Origin of the sequence: Streptomyces sp. NPDC019443, assembly GCF_044389785.1 — a bacterium.
In the GTDB taxonomy this organism is placed as follows: domain Bacteria; phylum Actinomycetota; class Actinomycetes; order Streptomycetales; family Streptomycetaceae; genus Streptomyces.
The window spans coordinates 1-1,866 of sequence record NZ_JBIRYJ010000054.1 but is presented as its reverse complement, the minus strand read 5'-3'; the positions used below and the strand labels follow the sequence as shown (position 1 = coordinate 1,866).

The following is a 1,866-nucleotide window of genomic DNA, read 5'->3' as shown; positions in this document are numbered from 1 at the left end:
ACCTTCTGATCCGTAGCTCTATCCAGAACGGTCAGCAGCGGTCATATTGGCTACTTCGAGGCCTCGGAGGGACTTTATCGAACGGGGTCGGTTGCTGTGGTTGCGGTACTTCGCTGCTGTACAAGGAGGGATCCGGTCAATGCACCGGGCCTGTCGTGCACCGAGCCCCTGCACCCCCGGAGCCGGGTAAGCGCAAGGGCTCGATAGCCTTACTACTGAGTCAATGGGGACCAAGGCGCTGGATTCGCCGTCCTACATCCGCCTTGGTCCCTCCTCAACCCTGCGGAGGGTAGGGGTCGTCGCCGTACGTGTACTCGTACTCGATCGTCCCGTCAGCCTTATGAACAACGAGCTGGCTCGGTCGATCGGCCGACGCCCTGCGCTGCCCTTCCTTGACCGCGTCACTCTTGTGCGTGTGCGTCGACAGAAGCGTCTGTTCCCGGCGCAGGACCCAGTCACCTCGGTTGGGGAGAACTCGGTATTTAGTGCGGCTCATCGTTGCGTCACTTCTCCTTGCGTACGCCCTTGAAGGGCTTGCTGTCGCTCTTCACGTTCAGGAACTTGCCGCTGATGGCATCGCGCAGCGTCCAGCCCCCGCGGGGGCTGTGGCTCTGGCTGCGCCCTTTAACGGCACCGCGCCGATATCCAGCGCCGGTGTTCTTGGCCATGTGTTACTCCGATCGGCTCGTCTCCGGCATGCCGCACGAGCACCATGCGGCAATCAGTGTCACGCTCACCTCAGTGACACCAGCGCAAACCCTACGCCGCCCCGTCAACGATTGTCAATCATCGGATTTGCTACCTGCAAGTAAGGTTTACTCTGCAAACCCACCCTGATAGCATGCGGTCAACCCAGGGAGAAGGCATGGCTCAGTCCGACGACCCCAAGATTGACCGCTTTTACATGGCGGTTGGTGAGCGCGTGCGGGGAGCGCGAACTGCGGCCCGTATGACTCAGGCCGGCCTCGCCGCGCAGCTCGGCTTGACGCGCTCGTCGGTTGCCAACCTCGAAGCGGGGCGGCAGCGCATCCCGCTCCATGTGTTTGCACTGGTGGCTGACGTGCTCGACGTAGAGCCTCACAAGCTGCTACCTGGCGGGCTCATGTCCACTAAGACCCCTGAACTAAGCGCTCTTGATGAACAACTCTCCGTCGTTGAGGAGAGTTCGCGCGATTTCATTGAAAGCACCTTGGCTCAATTGATCGACAACCCAGACGCAAAGGAGTGACCGTGACTAAGCCGACCCAGAACGCGCATGAACTCCTTGAAAAGCACGGAGTTTTGACGCTGCCGATTCCTATTGAAGAAATCGCTCGATCCGAAGGTGCTTTGATCGCGCGCAAATCCTTCGATGGAACCCAATCGGGGTTTGCTCTGCGTGATGGCGAGACGTGGATCATTGGGGTAAATGCGTCGACTAGCCCTCGACGTCAGCGGTTCACCATTGCCCATGAACTAGGGCATCTGGTCATGCATCAGGGCAAGTTGATTGTCGATCACACCATGCGCGTCAACTGGCGGGATGAGAAGTCGAGCATGGCTACTGATGCTGAGGAGATCGAGGCAAACGCATTCGCGGCCGCGATCTTGATGCCGGAGGTAGCCATCCGGCAGAGAGTTTCCACCCATCTCCGAGAGCGCCCTATGAGCAGAGAATCTCTGATTTCCGAGCTTTCACGCGAGTTCGACGTAAGCGTGGAGGCTATGGGCTATCGGCTTATCAACCTCGGGATCCTCGTTTCGTGACAGCTGTGCACGCGTAGAGGTCGGCGGAGGGGCTTTGGCCGGTGTCCTGCCCGGTTTGGGGTCGAGCATGATCAGGGGGCCGTACGCTTGCCAGCTACTCGGGCAGGCTTGTCCCCTGCC

4 protein-coding genes are annotated in these 1,866 nt (G+C 59.8%); 2 read left to right on the top strand and 2 right to left on the bottom strand.

The genetic code is table 11. From position 1 onward, the window contains the following. Window positions 1-274: 274 nt before the first annotated feature. Both ACH492_RS40040 and ACH492_RS40035 read right to left on the bottom strand, forming a co-directional pair. Window positions 275-496, bottom strand: a complete 222-nt coding sequence (locus ACH492_RS40040; RefSeq protein WP_398994371.1) for a DUF2188 domain-containing protein — start codon at window positions 494-496, stop codon at window positions 275-277. A gap of 7 nt (window positions 497-503) precedes the next feature. Further along, window positions 504-668 (bottom strand): hypothetical protein, encoded by a 165-nt coding sequence (locus ACH492_RS40035; RefSeq protein ID WP_398994369.1) that lies wholly within the window; start codon window positions 666-668, stop codon window positions 504-506. 197 nt (window positions 669-865) lie between these two features. Here ACH492_RS40035 and ACH492_RS40030 point away from each other — a divergent pair, with 197 nt between their 5' ends. Both ACH492_RS40030 and ACH492_RS40025 read left to right on the top strand, forming a co-directional pair. Beyond that, window positions 866-1,228 carry a helix-turn-helix domain-containing protein gene (locus ACH492_RS40030; protein WP_398994367.1) on the top strand — a complete coding sequence of 121 codons (363 nt, stop codon included), beginning with the start codon at window positions 866-868 and terminating at the stop codon, window positions 1,226-1,228. 2 nt (window positions 1,229-1,230) lie between these two features. Beyond that, complete coding sequence (locus ACH492_RS40025) at window positions 1,231-1,746, top strand: ImmA/IrrE family metallo-endopeptidase (protein ID WP_398994365.1); 516 nt, start codon at window positions 1,231-1,233, stop codon at window positions 1,744-1,746. The last annotated feature ends 120 nt before the right edge of the window (window positions 1,747-1,866 follow it).

Excerpts from the sequence above, each read along its gene's own strand:
- ACH492_RS40040 (WP_398994371.1), bottom strand. The coding sequence starts at position 496 with ATGAGCCGCACTAAATACCGAGTTCTCCCCAACCGAGGTGACTGGGTC.
- ACH492_RS40035 (WP_398994369.1), bottom strand. The coding sequence starts at position 668 with ATGGCCAAGAACACCGGCGCTGGATATCGGCGCGGTGCCGTTAAAGGG.
- ACH492_RS40030 (WP_398994367.1), top strand. The coding sequence starts at position 866 with ATGGCTCAGTCCGACGACCCCAAGATTGACCGCTTTTACATGGCGGTT.